Origin of the sequence: Brachybacterium atlanticum (assembly GCF_025669985.1) — a bacterium.
GTDB classification, from domain to species: domain Bacteria; phylum Actinomycetota; class Actinomycetes; order Actinomycetales; family Dermabacteraceae; genus Brachybacterium; species Brachybacterium conglomeratum.
This window is the reverse complement of record NZ_JAKJJW010000012.1, coordinates 35,039-52,989: the sequence shown is the minus strand read 5'-3', so window position 1 is coordinate 52,989 and position 17,951 is coordinate 35,039. Positions and strand designations below refer to the sequence as shown.

The following is a 17,951-nucleotide window of genomic DNA, read 5'->3' as shown; positions in this document are numbered from 1 at the left end:
CGGCAGCGTCCGACGCACCCGAGATCCTCGAAGGGGTCGAGAACCGATGATCATCCGGAACACCGCACGCCGCCTCGCCGGCGGAGCCGCCGCGACCGCCGTCGCCGTTGAGGGCATGGCCGTGCTCGCCCAGCCCTCACAGGCCGCCGCGCCCGGCACCACCACCAACCAGCTCACGATCCGCTCCGGCACCAGCACGGGCAGCGACGCCCTCGGCACGATCCCCGCCGGCACCGCCCTCGACCTCGAGTGCCAGACCGCGGGGGAGGCCGTGCAGGGCACCTACGCCAGCGAGTACTGGGCCAAGGTCAGCTACGACGGCGTGGACGGCTTTGTCTCCCGCGCCTACGTGACCGTGCCCGACGCCGCCGGCCTCGGCGAGTGCGGCGGCGGGGACCCCGCACCGGAGGATCCGGGCCTCTCCGCCGATCGCAAGGAGGTGCTCGACCGCGGCCAGACCTGGGTGGACCGCAACGTGCCCTACTCCATGGAGGCGTACACGAACGGGCCCGACGGCCGCCAGTACCGCACCGACTGCTCCGGCTTCGTCTCCATGGCCTACGGCCTGGACACCAGCTACTCCACGGTGACGCTCACCGAGCACTTCACCGAAATCCCGAAGGACGACCTGCAGCCGGGCGACATCATCGGCAATCTCGGCCCGGGCTCCGGCGGTGCCGCCGGACACGTCGTCATCTTCACCGGCTGGACCGACGACTCCAAGACCTCCTTCACCGTCATCGAGCAGGCCGGCGGCGTCGGCGGCGTCGCACGCACCCACACCTGGGGCACCGACTTCTGGAACCAGAACGCCTACCGGTACAACGGCTTCTGAGCCCCACCCCTCGGGCTAGGCTCGTGAGCGGGGGAGTGCAGCAGCACTCGCACGCACCACGAACGTGAGAGGGGCACGCATGTCGCAGCCGAACCAGCCCGCCGACGGCCAGGGGAACGGGGCCGGCCAAGGGCAGGGGGGCACGGGGCAGGACGGGGGAGCGTACGGCTACGGCATGACCACGCCCGGAGCCGCGCCGCCGCCCGGTCCCGCCCCGTCACCCGGTCCCGCCCCGTCGGCGGGACCGGCTCCCTCATCCGGCTCCGCCCCGTCGGCCGCGCCCGGGCCGTGGGGATCCTCCGCGCCCTCCGCCCCGGGCCCGTCGTCCGGCCCCGGCTCGCCCGCTCCCGGCGCCGTGGCCGTCGCCGGCCAGCAGACCCTGTCCGCCGCGCAGGCGACAGCGACGCTGCGGAAGGTCGGGATCGGCACCCCGGTGCCCACCCTCGTCACCGGCGCGCTCGCCTATCTCGTCGCCCTCGTCGCGGCGCTGGTCGTGATCGTCTCGGCGGTCCTCGCCGTGCTCACCGCCGACACCGGCGCGAGCACGGACCCGACCGGCGGCGCGGCCGCCCCGGCGACCGACGACGCCGGATTCGCGGGGATCATCGGCCTGCTCGGGATCCCGTTCCAGCTGGTCGCCCTCGCGAGCTTCGGCTCATACGACGCCGAGCTGCAGATGGGCTTCCTGGGGAGCCTCTCCGTGAGCTGGCGCGGCCTGCCGCTGCTGATCACCGCGGCGATGACCGTCTTCGCCTTCCTCGCCGCGCGCACCGCCCAGCGGCGATGGAGCTCCAACGGACCGCTCGGCGCGGCTCTGTGGTCCGGCCTCTCCGGCCTCGGCGTCGCCCTGGTCGCCCTGCTGCTCACCCGCCTGACCGCGTTCTCGATCGAGGACCCCGCGAACGGCCTCTCCCTCTCGATGCACGCCGCCGGGGCCGACATGTTCTTCGGCACCTGGGCGCTGATCACGCTGCCGCTCCTGCTCGGCCATCTCGCGGGGATGCGCAAGCCCGCCTGGTGGCCGCTGGTCGCCGACCTCGCCGCCGCGCCCCGCCTCGTGCTCGTCCACGCCCTCACCTTCGCCGTGCCCGTCGGCCTCCTCGCCCTCGCGGCCGGGGCGATCGTGCAGATCGTCGACGGGGAGGGACGCTCCGTGCTCGGCGCGCTGCTGGCGCTGCCGCTGTGGGGACCGACCGCCCTCGCGCTCCTCCCGGGCCTCGGAATGCTGGTCGTACCGGTGCGCGCCTCCGCCCGGGGAGACGTGGGCGACCTCGGGCTGGGGAGCGGCATTACGCCGCAGAGCGGCACGCAGAACCTGTGGTTCGTCGACCTGCCCTGGTACGTGTGGCTGCCGATGGTGCTGATCGCCCTGCTCGTGCCGCTGCTGATCGCGCTGCTGTGGCACCGGGACCGGGAGATCCCGGCCGGGAACGTGATCGCGCAGGTCACCTCCTGGGCGGCGCTGCCGCTCGCCTACACCTTCTGCTCGCTGGTGCTTCTGGCCCTCGTGCACGTGCGGATGGACGCCGAGATGGGCTTCCTCGGTGCGATGGGCGTCTCGATGTCCCTGGCCGCCTGGATTCCGGTGGTCGCGTTCTTCCTCGGCCTCGCCGTCGAGGTGATCGCGCGCTTCGGCGCTCCCTTCGTGGACCGCTTCGTGCCCGGCCCGCTCGTGAACTGGTTCCGCCGCTCGGCGCGGGCGCGTCGCGCCGGATCGGCCGCCCCGGTCGCGCCCGTCGGGGAAGATGGACGGTCGTGGACGACGTCGAGCGCAGCGCCCCGCACCGGGGACGGGAGGAACCAGGGATGACAGGCCAGGAGCAGCGACAGCAGGGCGAGGCGGGCCCGGAGGCGATCGTCGAGGACCGCGCCGCCGGCTCCGACGCGTACTTCGTCCCCGTCGGCCCCGACACCTACCTGCCCAGCGAGCACGCGGGCGGCGCGTGGAGCGACGACGAGCTGCACATCAGCCCCGTCGGCGCCCTGCTGGTTGTGCATCTCGAGCGCTGGCGCGCTGAGCACGCCGACCCCGACAAGGTGCTCGGGCGGATCTCCATCGACATCCTCGGCCAGCTCCGTCGCGGGCCGATCGAGCTGTCCACCCGCATGCTCCGCCCCGGCCGCACGATCGAGCTGCTCGAGACCACCGCCGTGATCGCCGGGCGCGAGACGCTCCGAGCCCGCAGCTGGGTGATGTCCGCGCAGGAGACCGCCGAGGTCGCCGGGACCGAGCTTCCGCCGCTGCCCGGACCCGAGGGACTGCCCGAGCGGAGCATGGCCGAGGACTGGACCGGCGGCTTCATCCACAGCATCAGCCTGCGCGACGCCGAGCCGAAGCGCCCCGGACGCGGCCGCAGCTGGCTGCGCGCCGAGCATCCCCTGATCGAGGGCGAGGAGGCCGGCGAGCTCGCCACCTTCCTCATCCCCGTCGACGCCTCCAACGGCATCGCGGTGCGCGAGAAGCCGCGCGAATGGATGTTCCCGAACCTCGACCTCACCATCCACCTGATGCGCCGGCCGACGGGCCGCTGGCTGGGACTGGACACCACCGTCTCCTTCGGCCCCACCGGACAGGGGCTGACCAGCTCGGTCCTGCACGATCAGGAGGGACCGCTCGGCTCGGTGCAGCAGACGCTCACCGTCCGCCCCATCCCTCGCGGGGCGTGACGAGTCACCTGCCGATGGCAGGTTCTCCGAGATCATCGACGCGTGTCGGCCGCCCCTGCGGCTCGACCGCTCCTCGGGGCTCACGGGCCCGTGGCAGGACGGCCGGCATCCCGCTGCGCTTCGTGGGCGGCGACACCGACCCCTTCTTCGGCAACGTCCGCGCCGGCTTCGAGGGCACCGGCCGACTCGACCGCCGCGAATGGGGCATCACCTGGAACACCCCGCCGGACTCCGGCGGCCTGCTGGTCAGCGACAGGATCCAGCTCGAGTTCGAGCTGTCCCTGATCGAGCAGGGCTGAGCCGGACACACGCACAGCGAGGAGCGGGCGGCGCGGGGGAGCGGCGCCGCCCGCTCACGCATACCCTGACTGCCATGCCGCACCTGCTCTGCCTCGACCTGGGGACCTCCGCCGCGAAGGCCGCGCTCCTGGACCTGGACGGCACCGTCCATCTCCGGGCGGAGGCCCCGTACCCCACCCGCCACGCGGCCGACGGGACCGCGGAGCAGGACCCCCGTGACTGGGAGCGCGCCGCCCGCGCCGTGATCGTCGAGCTCCTCGAGGCGGCGCCCGACGTCGAGGTGGCGGCGATCGTACTCACCGGGCAGATGCAGGACCTCGTCCCCGTCCCGCGCTCGGGGGCCGCGCGCCTCGCGATCCTCTACTCCGACACCCGCGCGGGCGCCGAGGCGGAGGAGCTGCGCGCCGCGCTCGCCGCGGACGGCCGCTCCTGGGACGCGCTGACCGGCAACCTGCAGGACGCGACCAGCTGCGCCGCGATGCACCTGTGCCTGCTCCGCACGGCCCCGGAACAGCTCGCGGACCTGCAGGGCGTCGTGTTCGGCCCGGCCGGATATCTCGTGGCGCGGATGGGGCTCGGGCTCTGGTGCGATCCGACGACCGCCGCGACGACGGGACTGCTCGAGGCCCGCACTCGCGAATGGTCGTCCGCAATCGCCCGCGCCGCCGGGCTCGATCCGGCTCTGCTGCCCGCGCTGACCGCTGCGGCAGGCCAGGTCGTGGGACGCACCGGCGCGGAGGCGACGGCGCTGCTGGGCGTGCCGGCCGGGCTGCCCGTCGTGCTCGCCCCAGGAGATGCGGGCGCCACGACCAGCGGGATCGTCGGCCTCGCGCCGGGCGACGCCTACGTCTACCTCGGCACCAGCGGATGGCTCGCCTCGGTGCTGCCGGGGGCCGGGACGTCGCCGATTGGAGCACAGGACGCCGGCGGGGAGCCCGACGGGGACGAGCGCGACGGCGTGGAGCCGGCCGGCGAGGGGTCAGCCGGTGAGGAACCCGCCGGCGTCTCGCACCACCTCGCTCTCGGAGCGTCGTCGGCGACCGCCGAGCCCCCGATCCTGCGGATCTCCGCGCTGCTCTCCGCCGGCGCCGCCGCGGACTGGGCCCGGCAGGCCGTCCTCGACGGCGCGGACCCTGCCCGGGCCGATCAGCTGCTCGAAGCGCGGGAGCAGCAGCGCGGCCGCGGTCCGAGCGGGCTGCTCGCCCTGCCCTCGATCGTGGGGGAGCGGTTCCCGGTCCGGGACGGGGACCTGCGCGGCGCCGTGCTGGGGATCGACGCGGGGACCCGGGGCATCGATCTGTACGCGGCGATGCTCGAAGGCGTCGCGCACGGACTCGCCCACGGGCTCGAGTCCGGGGGCGACACCTCTCCGCGTCCGCTGCCGGTGACCGGGGGCGGCGCCGCCTCCGGGCCCTGGCTGCGGATCCTCGCCGACGTCACCGGCCGACCCGTGCGCACCGTCGACGGGACCGACGCCGCGTTGCTCGGCTGTGCCCTCGTCGCCGCGGAGGCGCTCGGCCTGGACCACGCCCTGGTCCCGCTCGGCGCCCGACAGGAGGCGGCGACGATCGACCCCGACCCGTCGGCCGCAGCGCAGCATGCCGCGCTGCGGCCCGCTCACCGGGCCCTGTACGACGCGGCCGCGCGGGTGCAGCGGCTCCGCTGAGACGAGGCGGGCGAGCGGAGGCGGAGGAGGCGCCGGCACGCGGGTGCGATGGCGCCGCAGCCGACGAGGGGAGCGCGGGAGCGGGGAAGTCAGCGTAGACGCGCCGGAGTGCAGGAGGAGCGGAACGATCCGCGACGGGCGAGCTGCGTCAGTCGAGGCAGCACTCGTTGCCCTCCGGGTCGGTCATCACGATGAAGCCGCCGCTCATCGGCGGTTCGGGCTCGTGGCGCCGCACCCTCGTCGCACCGAGCGGGACGAGCCGCTCGCACTCCGCCTCGAGCGCCGCCATCCTCGCCTCACCCTCGAGGCCGGGCGCGGCTCGCACATCGAGGTGGACGCGGTTCTTGGCGACCTTCTCCTCAGGAACGCGCTGGAAGAACAGCCGCGGCCCGGCCCCCTCGGGATCCTCCAGTGCGGAGACGTCGTTCCGCTCGGATGTCGGCACGCCCAACCCGTCCAGGAACTCGTCCCAGGCGGCGAGCGCGTCACGGCCCGTCGTCGGGTCGAACCCCGGCGGGCCCGGATGCACGTAGCCGAGCACCTCCTTCCAGAACATCGAGAGGCTGCCCGGGTCGCGGGCGTCGAAGGTGACCTGGAACGTGGCGCTCATGGGGACTCCATCGTCGTCGGGGAGTGCAGGGGGTTCTGGCACGGCGATCGTGCCCGGAGACGAGGACGGATCCTGTCCTCGAAGGTGCGCCGGAGCCGGAACGGGGCGAAGACGCAGAGTGTCGGAGGGCCTGACTCGGGGCGTCGACGGGCCGGCAGCGAAGCGGTGTCCGCAGGCCCGTGAGCGGAGGCCCCGGTCCCGCTCGGTCGCCCTGCTCAGCCCGCCTGCACGGCCTCGTTCGCGCGGGCGAACTCCTCGTCGGTGACCGGTTCGAGCCAGGTGACCGTCTCGCCGTCCTCGTCGGCCTCCTGCGCGGCGATGTGCGCCATCCGCGTCCCGGCCATCGCGCCGTGCCAGTGCTCCTCGAGGGGCGGGATCCAGACGGTGCGGCCGGGCTCGAGAGTCTGCACATCCCCCGCCCGCGTCACCACCAGGCCCACGCCTGCGGTGCCGTACAGGGTCTGGCCGCGTGGGTGGGTGTGCCAGTGGGTGCGGGCGCCGGGCGCGAAGTGGACGTGGGCCATCGCGAGGCGGGACCCCTCCATCGGGCCGCGCAGCGCCTCGTGGAGCACGGAGCCGGTGAACGCGTCGGCCGGTGCCTGGGCGGACTGGGGGACGGGGAGCTTCTGCATCGATGCCTCCTCGGCGAGCGGTGGTCCCCATGAGATACCGGACGGGTGCGCAGGGGCAAGGGTGTGGACGGACGGGCGGTCCAGGAAACGGATCGTTCCTCCACAGGGAATTCTGGAGGGAATTTCTGCTTCGTGGCGATGTGGAGGAACGGTCGGTCCGGGCGGCGGGGTGCCAGTGGACGCGGTGTGCATTCAAGCGCGCAGGTCATAGGCGGTCGAGGTGTGTCGGGGTCGACGTCTCGTGGGCTCTTCTCCCGGTGTCGGGAGAATCGTGCTTCGGCGCTGTCCACAATTTCCGTCGGGCCTTTCCTCTGTCAGTGGTGCGCGGGAGGATGGGGCCATGACAGCGACGACGTCCCCGCAGCCCGCCCCGGAGCAGCACGCTCCGGAGCAGGTGCTCGCCGAGCTGCATGCGGGCGGTCCGTCCGCGCTCGCAGAGCTCCTCGGGGACGTCGACCACCTGCTCACCTCCCTTGCGATCGACCCGCAGAAGATGTTCGAGGTCGGCGCTCGGCCGCGGCAGGAGATCAAGAACCTGCTGGACATGATCCACGGCGCGCTCAGCTCCCTCGCGGCGCTCGAGGCCCGCACCCTCGTCGCCTTCGCCGAGGCGCACCTCCGCGACCGGATCGACGCGGCACGGGACGACGTCGCCCACGAGGACGACTTCCTCCCGCCGCTCGAGCAGCTCATCCGCCAGTCCGATCGACGAGCCTCGGCCGACATCACCCTCGCGACCCACCGCTCGCCCGCCACCGCGAGCTCGAGCCTCGCCGCCGCGCGCCGACTCGTCGGCTCCATGCCGCGCATGCTCTCCGCACTCGGCCGCGGCGCGATCACACCTGCCGTCGCGTATGCCGCGGCCACCACCTCCGCCCCGCTGACCGACCAGCAGCGCCGCGACGTGGACCAGGTGCTCCACGAGCGCCTGCCCGAGATGGAGGGCGCCGGCGTCAAGGCCTGGCGAGGAGCGGTCGTGGCCGCCGTCGGCGAGCTCGACCCCGACGGAGCCGCGCGCCGGCACCTGATCGCCCGCCGCTCCCGCCACGTCACCCTCACCCCGGGCGAGCACGGCATGGCGACCCTCAGCACCCATCTTCCCGCCCTCGACGCGAAGCGGGTCCACAAGCGGCTCTCCCTCGAGGCCGAGCGACGCAGGTCCGAGGGGGACCGGGAAGGCCACGGCGCGATCATGGCCGATGCGCTGGTCGCGACCCTGCTCGGCCGGGACAGCGGGCTCGAGCTCGAGACCCTCGACGTCGGCGTGATCATCACCGACCGGGCCCTGCTCGCTCCCGAGCACGGCGACGCGGCGTACATCGAGGGATACGGCCCGGTGCCCGCCGAAGCCCTGCGCGCCGAGCTGCGCGCAGCCCTCGCCGCACCGGAGGACCCGGCCTGCGACCGCTACGGCCCTGACGGGCCCTCGATCAGAGCAGTGCTGCGGAAGCTGTTCCAGCACCCCGCCCGCGGGGAGATCGTCGCCGTCGAGTCGAGAGCCCGTGAGTTCCCGCGGGCCCTGAAGCGCTTCCTGCACCTGAGAGATGGTCGCTGCCGCGCCCCGTACTGCGACGCGCCAGTGCGCCAGTACGACCACATCGTCCCGCACAGCCGCGGCGGTGCGACCAGCCTCGACAACGGCCAGGGGCTGTGCGGACACGACAACCCCGGCAAGGAGGACGCCTACGCGACCGTCGAGCGCCTCGGAGACCAGGCCGCCGACGGCCACCAGGTGGAATGGACGAGTCACAGCGGGGCGAGCGTCGTCCGACGGGCCCAGCGCCTCGGGCCGACCGCCTTCGTGGTGATGCCCGACGACTCGCAGGCACGGGAAGCGACAGCGGCGGGCAGGCCGGAAGGCGCCGCCGGATCCGACGGGGAGCCGCTCGAGACCAGCGGTCTCGCCGACGGGGAAGAGGGCGGGATCAGCGGGACCGCCGACGCGGAGCCCTGCACCATGACCCGCCCGACGAGCGCTCAGGTGCTCACCCGCACGATCCCGACCCGCCCGGTGCAGTCAGAGGGGCCCTCTGGTCAGAAGAGTCCGCAAGCACCTGCGCCCGGCAGGATCCGTCACGACGAGGGGCGATCCGGGAGGTCATCCACGGAATCGCCCCTCGCCTCGAGAGTTCGCCGGGCTCAGCGCGCTGCGGGCCGCAGCCAGGCGGTCGTCGCGCCCGGCAGCAGGATCTCGTCGTCCCCGCCGCCCTCGAGCGGGCTCGAGGCGATCAGCACCTCGCCCTCCGGCAGAGCGACCGGCCCTTCGCCGAAGTTCGTCACCGACAGCCAGCCGCCCGGACGCTCGAAGGCCAGCACCTCCTCGGTCGAGAGAGTCTCGTCCCAGGTCAGCGACTCCTCGGACTGCAGTTCGCGGCGCAGTCGCAGCGCGGCCCGGTACATCTCGAGCGTCGAGCCGCGCACACCCTCCTCGGCCTCCACAGAGAAGTCCGCGAACCATGCCGGCTGGGGGAGGTGCGCGCCGCCCGTGCCGAAGCCGAAGGACGAGCCGGTGCGGGTCCACGGCAGCGGCACCCGGCAGCCGTCCCGGCCCAGACCGTCGAAGCCGCGGTCCTCGGCCGTGGTGCGCCAGAACGCGGGGTCCTGCCGCTGCTCGTCGGGGATCTCGGCGACCTCGTGCAGGCCCAGCTCCTCGCCCTGGTACAGGTACGCGCTGCCCGGCAGCGCCAGCTCGAACAGCGTCGCCGCCCGTGCCCGGCGCAGCCCCAGCGCACGGTCGATGCCGTCCTCGGGACCGCCCGCGAGCACCCACTCCGCGCCCTGCTTCACGTCCCTGCCGGCCCGCGGCGGCAGCCCGTACCGGGTCGCGTGGCGCACCCCGTCATGGTTCGAGAACACCCAGGTGGTGGAGGACCCGGTGACCTCCGACTGCGCGAGGTTGTCGGTGACGATCTCCCGGAAGTGCGCGGCGTCGAAGTCCGCCTCCATCAGGTCGAAGTTGAACGCCTGCCCCAGGCCCTCGGGGCTCGCGTACTTCGCGCGACGCTCCGCCGTCTCCACCCACGCCTCGGCCACCGCGATCCGCGGCGGATCGTAGCGGTCGAACAGCTCGCGCCACTCCGCATAGATCTGGTGCACGTCGTCCCGGTCCCACAGCGGATGCGTGCCGTCCTTCGGCATCTCCTTCAGCTCCGCCTTCGACGGCAGCACCTCCGTCAGATCCTTCGCCAGGCCGTGGGCGACGTCGATCCGGAACCCGTCCACCCCGCGGTCTGACCAGAACGCGAGAGTGCGCAGGAAGTCCTCGTGCACCTCCGGGTGCTTCCAGTTGAAGTCCGGCTGCTCGGTCGCGAAGGAGTGCAGGTACCACTGCCCGTCCGGCACCCGCGTCCACGCCGGGCCCGAGAAGATCGAGGTCCAGTCCGCCGGCGGCTCCTCACCGTCCTCACCCCGCCCGTCGCGGAAGATGTACCGCTCGCGGGCGTTTGAGCCCTTCGGTGAGGCGAGCGCCTCCTGGAACCACTCGTGACGGTCCGAGGAGTGGTTCGGGACCACGTCCACGATCAGACGGATCCCGGCGCCGTGCAGCGCCGCGACCATCTCGTCGAACTCCTCGAGCGTCCCGATCCGCGGATCCACGTCGCGGTAGTCGTCCACGTCGTAGCCGCCGTCGGCCAGGGCCGAGGGGTAGAAGGGGCTCAGCCACACCGCATCCACGCCGAGCTTCTGCAGGTACGGCACGCGGGAGATGATCCCGCGCAGGTCGCCGATCCCGTCGCCGTTGCCGTCCGCGAACGACCGCGGATAGATCTGGTAGACGGAGGCCTGACGCCACCAGTCGGCGTCGGCCTGCAGCGCGGCGGGAAGGTTCTGGGGGACGGTGGTCACGATGGAGGATCCTCCGGTCGAGCGGGTGTGGTGGTGAAGGGGCTGGGTCACTTGATCGCGCCTTGGGTGAGGCCCGACATCACCCAGCGCTGTGCGAACAGGTACACGATGATCGCGGGGGCCATCGCCATCAGGTACGACGCGAAGGCCACGTTGTAGTTGTTGCTGAACTGCGTCTGGAACATGTTCTGCAGCACCGGGACGGTCTGCAGCGCCGGGTCGGAGATGATCAGCGAGGGCATCATGAAGTCGTTCCACGACTGGATGAAGGCGAAGATCCCGACGGTCGCGCACATCGGTCCCAGCAGCGGCAGGATCAGACGCCAGAACACCCGCCAGGTGCCGGCGCCGTCCATCCGCATCGACTCCTCGAGCTCGAGCGGGATGGTGCGCAGGAACGCGGTGAACAGCAGCGTGTTGAACGCCATCGCGAAGGCGACGTGCAGGATCGCCACGCCCAGCGGGTTGTCCAGCCCCAGAATCCCGGTGAGCTGGATCTGCGGCAGCGCCACCACCGGGAACGGGATGAACATCGCCGCCAGCAGGTAGAAGAACGACCAGCGGAACAGCCGACGGTCCCAGTTGCGCACGATCGCGTACGCCGCGAGGGATGAGATCACGATCTCCCCGGCCACCGCGACCACGGTGATGAACAGCGAGATCGCGAAGGCGCGCGGGAAGTTCGTCAGGCTCCACGCCTCCGCGAAGCTCGACAGGGTCAGCGGCGAGGGGAGGCTGAACGCATTGCCGTCGACCGCCTGCTCGGTGGCCTTCAGCGACATGTTCACGGTGACGAAAAGCGGCACCAGCACGGTGAGCGCGCCGAGGATAAGCAGCGCGGTCGTCGTGACGTTCACGCGGTCGCGGCCCACCCGACCGCGTCGGCGGCGGCGCGGAGTCGGGGCGGTGCTCGAGGACGAGCCCGAAGGCGAGCCGGAGGACGAGGCGGGTGCGAGGGGTGCGGCGGTCGACATGTTCAGAGCACCGTCCTTCCACGGGTGAGGCGGAGCTGGAGGCCCGCGAGCGCGATCGAGATCAGGAAGAACACCATGGCGTTGGCCATCTGGTAGGCGTAGTCCCCGCCCTCGAAGCCGCGGAAGATCGACATCGCGACCGAGCGGGTGGCCACTCCCGGCCCACCGTCGGTGAGGCCGACGATGATGTCGTAGGCGTTGAGGTAGTTCTTGAAGCCGAGGATCGTGTTGATGACGACGAAGCCGGAGACCAGCGGCAGCGTGATGTGCCACAGGCTCTGCCGTCCCGTCGCGCCGTCGATCGACGCCGCCTCGTACACATCGGCAGGGATCGTGACGAGCCCGGCGATGTAGATCAGCATCGTCGCGGGGATGGACTGCCAGGCCGTCACGATGACGATCGCGACCCATGCCCAGTCTTCGTTCGCCAGGATCGAGACCGACAGCGCCTCGGAGCCGAGCGCCTCGCCGAGCATCGGCACGGTGTTCGCGAACAGGTACTGGAACACGAACGCGATGACGATCCCCGAGATCACCATCGGGATCACGTAGATCGTGCGCAGCGCCGCGGTGAAGCGGATCCGGGAGGTCAGCCCGAGCGCCAGCAGGAACGCCAGCGCGTTCACGAGCACGACGGTGACCAGCGCGAACCCGAGGGTGAACAGGTAGGAGTCCAGGATCCCCTGGTCGCGGAACATCGCGATGTAGTTCCGCAGCCCGATGACGTCCCAGTCCCCGAACCCGATCGAGTTCGTGAAGCTGTAGGCGAAGCCGAGCACGGCCGGGAGCGTCACCGCGAGGGTGAACAGCGCCAGCGCCGGCAGGAGGAACAGGTGGTAGACGGGGTCGGTGCGGCGCCGTGAGGGGCGCGGGACGGACGCGCGCCCGGTCGCCGGGGCGTCCGGGGCCGCACCGTCCGCGGTCCCGTCCTCGCGCGTCGGTGTCGTCGTCGACATCGGTGCTCCTTGTCGTGGGGTCGTCATGCGCTCACTCCCGGAAGGCCAGGCGGGCCCAGTCGGCGTCCATGCGGGCCAGGACCGGTTCGGGGTCGGCGCCGCCCGCGATCGACTGGATGTAGTTCTCCGCCGGGATCGAGCGGGGGATGAACTGCGAGGCGCCCATGTAGAAGCGGCCCTCGTCGTAGTACCGCTGCATCTCGGCGATGCGGTCGTCGGTGACCGGCGGGGCGTCGGTCCTCGTGCCGAAGGCGAGGAACTCCGCGTTGTAGGGGTCCTGCACCTCGGGCCGCATCAGGAACTGCGCGAGCTCGCGCGCGCCCTCGGGGCTGCTGGCCGCCTCGGGCACCCACAGCGACAGGTCGATGTTCACGCGCACCTTGAGGTCGGCGGGGTCGTCGGTCATCGGCAGCGGGAAGGTGCCCAGCTCGACGTCCGTGCCGGCCTTCGCGATCTCGCCGAGCGCCCAGGGGCCCTGGAAGTACATCGCGCCCTTGCCCTGGGCGATCGCGGTGTTCCCGTCGCCGTAGCCGCGGTTGGCGGCATCGGGGTTCACGAACGCGAGCAGCTCGCCCATGCGCTGCATCGGCTCGAGCAGGGTGCGCTGGAAGGAGACCTCGGAGTCGGGGCCGACGTCCTCGCCGATCTCGTCCATCCGCCGGTAGAACTCCCGCACGTCCACGAGTCCGCCGACGGTGTAGTCGAACAGCCCCTGCGCCACCGTCCACGCGTCGAGGAAGGTCGCGTAGATCGGGGTGACGTCCGCGGCCTGCAGCGTCTCGCACACCGCGAGCAGCTCGTCCCAGGTGGTGGGGACCTCCAGGCCGTGCTCGTCGAAGATCCGCCGATTGTAGATCACCGAGGCGGCGGTGACCGAGTAGGGGAGCACGCTGGTGCGGCCCTCGTAGGTGGGATACCAGTCGGCGAGCTCGGCGACGTCCTCGCGGATCCGCCCCGCCTCGGGGAGGTCGGAGAGGTCCGAGAGCGCCCCGCGCTCCATGAAGCGCCCCATCTCGAGGTTGTAGTTCAGACAGCCGAGGTCCGGCGGGCTGTTGCGCACGAAGCTCGCCGAGAGGTTTGTGGCGATGTCGTGCTGGACCGAGAACCGGCTCTGCGCCTGCGAGAACTCCCCGGCGAGCTGCGAGAAGTAGGGGATGGCCTCGGGCTTGGACTGGTAGAGCGTCAGCTGCGAGCTGCCGCCGCCGGCGCCGCAGGCGGAGAGGGCCGAGGCGGCGAGGGCGGCGCCCGCGCCGGCGAGCACGCCGCGTCGCGAGGGCCGCGTCGGCGAGTGCCGCGCGTGCCGAGTGATCGAGGATGACACCATCGTCTCCTTGGAGGGGAGCGGAGTCGCCGCAGTGATGCGACGGTAGTTACGCTAGAGGTTATATTTACGACCTATCGGAAGTATGGAGGGGGTGGTCCGGGCATGTCAACACCGCCGCGATCCGGGGAGCGGTCCCAGGTCGGAGAGGTGCGTTCCGCCGACCGCGGGGTCAGCTCGCCGCAGCTGATGCGTCGGGCGAACCGTCAGGCGCTCCTCCAGCACGCCCTCGGGGCCGAGGCCTTCACCGCGGCCGACGCGATGGCCGCCACCGGGCTCACCCGCGCCACCGTGCTCGGCGTGTGCGCCGAGCTCGAGCAGGCAGGATGGCTCGAAGACGCCCCGGCAGAACGCGACGGCGCCGCCCCGCGAGGCCGACCCGCCCGCCGCTTCGCCCTGCGCGCGCAGGCGGGGATCCTGCTCGCCGTCGACGCCGGCGAGCACACCCTCGCCGCCCGTGCGGCGGACCTGCGCGGCCGCGAGCTGGCCGCAGAGCGCCTCGTGCTCGAGGACGCTCCGCTCGTCGGCGACGACCTCGAGGCCGGCGCCACCGCGGCGGAACGGCGCCTCGAGGCGCTGCGCGCGCTGCTGGACCGGGTGAGCACGCGGGCCGGCGCGGGAGGTCCGGTCGACGCGGCCGGCGCAGGGGGCTCCCACGACACGGCCGACGCGGTCGACGCTCCCGCCGCGGCCGGCACTGCCGACGGACGAGGCGCGGGTGGAGCGCCCCGCCTGCTCACCGTCGTGGGCGTGCCCGCCCCGGTCGATGCCGAGGGGCGCTCGCCGAGCGGCGACGCCGGCTACTGGCCCGCCATGAACCCCGGCCTCGTCGACGCGCTCGACGGCCCCGTCCTCGTCGAGAACGACGCGAACCTCGCCGCGCTCGCCGAGCGCGCCCACCTGTCACGCTCCGGCGCCGACGCGGACCACCTCGCCGCCCTGCTCATGGGCGAGCGGTTCGGCGCCGGGCTCGTCGTCGACGGACGGCTCCTGCGCGGGGCCGACGGCGGCGCGGGCGAGATGCGCTTCCTCGAGACCGTGCTCGGCGACCCCCGCGGGGCCGACGGCGTCGCCGCCCTCGCCCGGCGGTGGGCGCTCGAGGCGCTCGAGGCAGGGGAGACCTCAGCCGCGCTCTCGGCCCTGCCCTCCTCCGAGCTCGGTGCGAAGGACGTCTTCGCCGCCGCGCGCGACGGCGACAAGCTCGCCCGTGCCGTGCTCGAGCGCGTCGGCGACCGCCTCGCCCGCATCGCCATGATCCTCTCGAGCCTGCTCGCCGTGGACACCGTCGTCGTCGCCGGCGCGATCGCCGAGGCCATCGACCCCGTCCTCGAGCATGCGCGCGAGGCGATGCCCCGGATCGGGGCGCCGCCCCTCCCACAGCTGCGTGCCAGCTCCCTCGGCCGCGACGTCGTCGTGCGCGGGGCGCTGGAGCTCGCCCTGACCCGCCTGCACGAGGACCCGCTGGCCCTCCTGGCCACGGAGCCCGCCCAGGACCCCCATCCACCGACCGAAGGGAACCGCACGTCATGACCGCAGCAGCACAGCAGGCCGCAGCACAGCAGGCCGCAGCACCGCAGGAGGGGGCGCGCCGACTCCGCGCCGGCGTGATCGGCCTGGGCTGGGCCGGCCAGCAGCACCTCGCCGCCTACGCCGCCGACCCGACCGTGGAGCTCGTCGCCCTCTCCGCGATGGAGGAGCACCTGCTGGCCAGTTTCGGCGAGGAGCACCAGGTGCCCGGCCGTTACCGGGACTGGCGGGAGATGCTCGCCGAGGCGGAGCTCGACGTCGTCTCGATCGCGACCCCGACCTTCCTCCATGCCGAGATGACGATCGCGGCGCTCGAGGCAGGGGTGCACGTGCTCACCGAGAAGCCGATGGCCCAGACCGGCGAGGCCGCCGCCTCGATGGTCGAGGCGGCCCGTCGCGCCGGGCGCGTGCTCGAGGTGTCCTTCAACCACCGCCGACGCGGCGACGTCACCGCGCTGAAGTCCGTGATCGACTCCGGCGTGCTGGGGGACATCTACTACGCCAAGACCGGCTGGATCCGCCGCCAGGGCATCCCCGGGCTCGGCACCTGGTTCACCAAGGCCGAGAGCGCCGGCGGCGGCGCGATGATGGACATCGGCATCCACATGCTCGACATGGCCCTCCACCTCCTCGGCGAACCGTCCGTCACCGCCGCCTCCGCCATGACCCACGCGGAGTTCGGCCCCCGCGGCCGCGGCGGCTCCGGCTTCGGCGTCTCCCAGCTCGAGGACGGCGCCCCCTTCGAGGTCGAGGACCTCGCCACCGCCTTCCTGCGCCTGGACGGCGGGGCGACGATGCTGCTGGAGTCCAGCTGGGCGCAGTGGATCCCCGAGGACCTCTGCTACGTCACCCTCTACGGCGCCGATGGCGGGGCGACGATCGAGTGGGCCGGCGGTCCCGGCGACCACCGCATCACCGTGTGGACCGAGGTCGAGGGCATCCCCGCCGAGCTCAGCCCGCAGGTGGGCGAGGACCGCGGTCACGCCGGCGCCATCGCCGAGTTCCTGCAGGCGGTCCGCTCCGGCGACGTCGCCGCCCACGACGGCTCCCTGGCGCTGCGCCGCGCCCGGGTGATCGACGCCTGCTACGCCTCCGCCGCGGCGGGCCGGGAGGTCGAGGTCGAGGGCTGAGCGCACGGGGCGGGCCGGGGGCGGTCTGGAGGCGCTGCGTCCCCGGCGCCTTGGCCGCCCCCGGCGGTGATCACGCCCCGGTCGGCCCCGACGGTGCCTGGTCGTCCGCGAGTTCGCCGCCGAGGTCTGCCGCGAAGCGCGCGAGATAGCCGTCGAACCGGGCGAGGTCCTGGTCGGACCAGCCGGAGAAGGTCAGCTCGAGGATCTGCGAGGCGCGACCCAGGTACTTCTCGAGCATCGCGCGTCCCTCGGCGCTGAGCGTGACGGTCGAGGCCCGGCGGTCGCCGGGGTCGGGTGAGCGGTCGACGAGCCCCCGCTCGCCGAGCGAGCGGATCTGCACGCTCATCGTCGAGCGGTCCACACCCTGCCACTGCGCGAGCTCGCCCATCCGCTGCGGAGGCAGCGTCGCGAGATGGGCGAGCAGATGCGTCTCGTTGCGGGAGAGGGACGTGCCGCTGTCGCGATGGAGGGTGCGCCGGGCCCAGCGCTCGATCGCCTGCACCGCCGCGCCCATGTGCGCGGCCAGGACGGTGCGGTCCACGGGAGTGGGCGCGGGGGATGGGGCCCCCGGGATGACGGGTGCCGACGGCGCGGACGCAGAAGGCGCAGCCTCCGAGTGCACGGACTCCGGCGGTGCGGACTCTGACGGCGAGGGTTCAGGTGTCGACGACGGCGGGACGACGGCGCTCACAATGCCCTCCCAAGTTTTCTTGAGATCTCAACAGGTTGATTGGTACACTCAAACTATAACGACGCGGACGACGCAGACGGAGCCGAGTGATCGGGTCGAGCAGGACCCGGCAGAGAGCTCGCTTCCCGGAATCGTTCACCGACACCACGAGGAGGACAGCATGACCCAGAAGCAGCCCGAGAGCACCCAGTCCACCGAGCCCACGCAGACCGCCCAGCCGGCGCAGGCCCCCCAGACGGCGCAGGCGACGCAGACGCACGCCGCCGAGCAGCCCGAACCCACCACGGACCCCTCGATGGCCACGCTGGCAATCTACCCCGACTACATGGGCGCCCAGGAGACCGTCGATCTCCTGTCCGACAAGGGCTACGACGTCGCCGCGGTGCGGATCGTGGGTCACGGGCTCAAGAGCGTCGAGCTCGTGACCGGCCGCATGACCTGGAGCAAGGCCGCTCTGTACGGTGCGGGCGGCGGTGCCTGGTTAGGTCTGATGCTGGGACTGCTGCTGGCGATCTTCGTCCCGCTCGCGTTCGTCGGCCCCGTGCTGGGCGGCATCGTCTTCGGCGCCGTGTGGGGCGTCATCTTCGGCCTGATCGGCTTCGCCGCCACCGGCAACCGGCGCAACTTCCGTTCGCAGCGGATCACCCAGGCCACGAGCTACAGCGTGGAGGTGCCCAGCGTTCGTCTCGCGGCCGCGCAGCAAATCCTCGCGGCCGGACGCTGAGCCGCCCTGGCGGCCCCGACGACGAGGAGCGCCCCCGACACCATGCGGTGTCGGGGGCGCTTCTCATCGGTT

General features: G+C 72.7%; 15 protein-coding genes and 1 pseudogene. 9 read left to right on the top strand and 7 right to left on the bottom strand.

Features of this window, described 5'->3' with window-relative positions; genetic code table 11:
• Positions 1-46 precede the first annotated feature (46 nt).
• The 5 genes from L3K22_RS07910 (at position 47) to L3K22_RS07890 (ending at position 5,468) form a co-directional block, all read left to right on the top strand.
• Positions 47-835: an SH3 domain-containing protein gene (locus L3K22_RS07910; RefSeq protein ID WP_263310890.1), complete on the top strand. Its 789-nt coding sequence runs from the start codon at positions 47-49 to the stop codon at positions 833-835.
• A gap of 175 nt (positions 836-1,010) precedes the next feature.
• On the top strand, positions 1,011-2,645 hold the full coding sequence (locus L3K22_RS07905; RefSeq protein WP_263310889.1) for a hypothetical protein: 1,635 nt from the start codon (positions 1,011-1,013) through the stop codon (positions 2,643-2,645).
• Positions 2,642-3,502, top strand: coding sequence for a thioesterase family protein (locus L3K22_RS07900; protein WP_263310888.1), 861 nt, complete (start codon positions 2,642-2,644; stop codon positions 3,500-3,502). Before L3K22_RS07905 ends, L3K22_RS07900 begins: the two co-directional genes overlap by 4 nt.
• A gap of 122 nt (positions 3,503-3,624) precedes the next feature.
• Entirely contained in the window at positions 3,625-3,801 is a 177-nt protein-coding gene (locus tag L3K22_RS07895) for a YceI family protein (protein ID WP_259815373.1), read from the top strand.
• Between the two features lie 74 nt (positions 3,802-3,875).
• Positions 3,876-5,468 carry an FGGY family carbohydrate kinase gene (locus L3K22_RS07890; protein ID WP_263310887.1) on the top strand — a complete coding sequence of 531 codons (1,593 nt, stop codon included), beginning with the start codon at positions 3,876-3,878 and terminating at the stop codon, positions 5,466-5,468.
• A 148-nt stretch (positions 5,469-5,616) separates the two neighbouring features.
• Here L3K22_RS07890 and L3K22_RS07885 read toward each other — a convergent pair whose 3' ends face one another.
• Both L3K22_RS07885 and L3K22_RS07880 read right to left on the bottom strand, forming a co-directional pair.
• Positions 5,617-6,078, bottom strand: coding sequence for a VOC family protein (locus L3K22_RS07885; RefSeq protein ID WP_263310886.1), 462 nt, complete (start codon positions 6,076-6,078; stop codon positions 5,617-5,619).
• Positions 6,079-6,293: 215 nt separating this feature from the next.
• Entirely contained in the window at positions 6,294-6,710 is a 417-nt protein-coding gene (locus L3K22_RS07880) for a (R)-mandelonitrile lyase (protein WP_263310885.1), read from the bottom strand.
• Positions 6,711-7,050: 340 nt separating this feature from the next.
• Here L3K22_RS07880 and L3K22_RS16680 point away from each other — a divergent pair.
• Positions 7,051-8,334: pseudogene (locus L3K22_RS16680) on the top strand (HNH endonuclease); the annotation flags it as partial.
• Positions 8,335-8,849: 515 nt separating this feature from the next.
• Here L3K22_RS16680 and L3K22_RS07870 read toward each other — a convergent pair.
• From L3K22_RS07870 to L3K22_RS07855, 4 genes are read right to left on the bottom strand one after another with little or no spacing between them, the layout of a single operon-like run.
• Positions 8,850-10,556 (bottom strand): glycoside hydrolase family 13 protein, encoded by a 1,707-nt coding sequence (locus tag L3K22_RS07870; protein WP_263310884.1) that lies wholly within the window; start codon positions 10,554-10,556, stop codon positions 8,850-8,852.
• 47 nt (positions 10,557-10,603) lie between these two features.
• Positions 10,604-11,530, bottom strand: a complete 927-nt coding sequence (locus tag L3K22_RS07865; RefSeq protein ID WP_263310883.1) for a carbohydrate ABC transporter permease — start codon at positions 11,528-11,530, stop codon at positions 10,604-10,606.
• Positions 11,531-11,532: 2 nt separating this feature from the next.
• Positions 11,533-12,486: a carbohydrate ABC transporter permease gene (locus L3K22_RS07860; protein WP_263310882.1), complete on the bottom strand. Its 954-nt coding sequence runs from the start codon at positions 12,484-12,486 to the stop codon at positions 11,533-11,535.
• 31 nt (positions 12,487-12,517) lie between these two features.
• Complete coding sequence (locus tag L3K22_RS07855) at positions 12,518-13,810, bottom strand: ABC transporter substrate-binding protein (protein ID WP_263310881.1); 1,293 nt, start codon at positions 13,808-13,810, stop codon at positions 12,518-12,520.
• A 147-nt stretch (positions 13,811-13,957) separates the two neighbouring features.
• Here L3K22_RS07855 and L3K22_RS07850 point away from each other — a divergent pair, with 147 nt between their 5' ends.
• Complete coding sequence (locus L3K22_RS07850) at positions 13,958-15,337, top strand: ROK family protein (protein ID WP_263310880.1); 1,380 nt, start codon at positions 13,958-13,960, stop codon at positions 15,335-15,337.
• Complete coding sequence (locus L3K22_RS07845) at positions 15,334-16,464, top strand: Gfo/Idh/MocA family protein (RefSeq protein WP_263310879.1); 1,131 nt, start codon at positions 15,334-15,336, stop codon at positions 16,462-16,464. Before L3K22_RS07850 ends, L3K22_RS07845 begins: the two co-directional genes overlap by 4 nt.
• A 70-nt stretch (positions 16,465-16,534) precedes the next feature.
• On the opposite strand, the gene L3K22_RS07840 is transcribed toward L3K22_RS07845, so the two are convergent.
• Positions 16,535-17,005 (bottom strand): MarR family winged helix-turn-helix transcriptional regulator, encoded by a 471-nt coding sequence (locus tag L3K22_RS07840; RefSeq protein ID WP_263310878.1) that lies wholly within the window; start codon positions 17,003-17,005, stop codon positions 16,535-16,537.
• A 310-nt stretch (positions 17,006-17,315) separates the two neighbouring features.
• Between L3K22_RS07840 and L3K22_RS07835 the strand changes: the two genes are divergently transcribed.
• A complete protein-coding gene (locus tag L3K22_RS07835) occupies positions 17,316-17,879 on the top strand; it encodes a general stress protein (protein WP_263310877.1) in 564 nt (187 codons plus the stop codon).
• Positions 17,880-17,951: the final 72 nt, after the last annotated feature.

Coding starts and splice junctions, on each gene's coding strand:
- L3K22_RS07855 (WP_263310881.1), bottom strand. CDS start 13,810: ATGGTGTCATCCTCGATCACTCGGCACGCGCGGCACTCGCCGACGCGG.
- L3K22_RS07910 (WP_263310890.1), top strand. CDS start 47: ATGATCATCCGGAACACCGCACGCCGCCTCGCCGGCGGAGCCGCCGCG.
- L3K22_RS07835 (WP_263310877.1), top strand. CDS start 17,316: ATGACCCAGAAGCAGCCCGAGAGCACCCAGTCCACCGAGCCCACGCAG.
- L3K22_RS07860 (WP_263310882.1), bottom strand. CDS start 12,486: ATGTCGACGACGACACCGACGCGCGAGGACGGGACCGCGGACGGTGCG.
- L3K22_RS07865 (WP_263310883.1), bottom strand. CDS start 11,530: ATGTCGACCGCCGCACCCCTCGCACCCGCCTCGTCCTCCGGCTCGCCT.
- L3K22_RS07905 (WP_263310889.1), top strand. CDS start 1,011: ATGACCACGCCCGGAGCCGCGCCGCCGCCCGGTCCCGCCCCGTCACCC.
- L3K22_RS07900 (WP_263310888.1), top strand. CDS start 2,642: ATGACAGGCCAGGAGCAGCGACAGCAGGGCGAGGCGGGCCCGGAGGCG.
- L3K22_RS07845 (WP_263310879.1), top strand. CDS start 15,334: ATGACCGCAGCAGCACAGCAGGCCGCAGCACAGCAGGCCGCAGCACCG.
- L3K22_RS07885 (WP_263310886.1), bottom strand. CDS start 6,078: ATGAGCGCCACGTTCCAGGTCACCTTCGACGCCCGCGACCCGGGCAGC.
- L3K22_RS07880 (WP_263310885.1), bottom strand. CDS start 6,710: ATGCAGAAGCTCCCCGTCCCCCAGTCCGCCCAGGCACCGGCCGACGCG.
- L3K22_RS07890 (WP_263310887.1), top strand. CDS start 3,876: ATGCCGCACCTGCTCTGCCTCGACCTGGGGACCTCCGCCGCGAAGGCC.